Genomic DNA, 826 nt, shown 5'->3' with positions numbered 1-826 from the left:
GTATTATCTTCAATAATAACAGAATTATTAATACCTATAACAGTAATTTTACTATTATGAAATTGTATAGAGTCGGGGCAAACAATAGTATTTTTTTCACCTAAATCCTCTATCATATTTGTATCTCACTTGTATTATAAAACAAATCTAAATAATTAAAATTGCTAATTTTTTTACTTGAGTTAACTATTGAGAGTTCTAGCTCTGCAACTGAGTGGACCAGATTCATATATCCTCTTTCCAATTCCTTTTCAAAAACCTCATGCCCACTGATAGCTAAGACAAATACCCTTTTACCTAAAGCTAACGCCTCAATTAGAGAAGTAGAATACACACCAATAATATTTTCACTTTGTCCCATAATTAAAATGGTTTCTTTATCTGTAACAATGTTTAAATTCGGATAATTTATTAGCTCATTGGATCTAGGATAAGTAGATACATCTTCATCAGGATGAGGGCAAAAGACAACAGACTTCTCACTATTCGCTTTAACATAATCAAGAGCGAAGTTAAATAACTTCCTGCCTATTCTACTTTGGCTCACAAAAGCTACATCATATAAATTTTTATCAACATCTACATTTAATGCCTTAATTTTCTCTTTGAAGTAATTACTATATGATACAATACTTTTATTATAAGTAGTTTCCTTAATATTCCAATATTTCGACCACAAATACACGCGATCAGGACTGTAAGCTCGTGCAGAAATAGGAAATGAAAAACTTGGGTGATATTTAGAAATTAAAGCATATTGAATATCAGATGCGAGCACACCATTTTTCTTAGCTGCAGCAACTATCCCAGCAGACCAATATGCACT

General features: G+C 31.1%; 1 protein-coding gene. It reads right to left on the bottom strand.

All coding sequences use genetic code 11. From position 1 onward, the window contains the following. Positions 1-112: 112 nt before the first annotated feature. On the bottom strand, positions 113-826 hold a 714-nt coding region (locus FHQ30_RS13360), incomplete at its 5' end, for a glycosyltransferase family protein (RefSeq protein ID WP_500692283.1).

This window comes from Testudinibacter sp. 'clade 2' (genome assembly GCF_006227735.1).
Classification (GTDB): Bacteria; Pseudomonadota; Gammaproteobacteria; order Enterobacterales; family Pasteurellaceae; genus Chelonobacter.
Note: the sequence above shows the minus strand (reverse complement) of the source record. Positions and strands in the feature narration are given on the sequence as shown.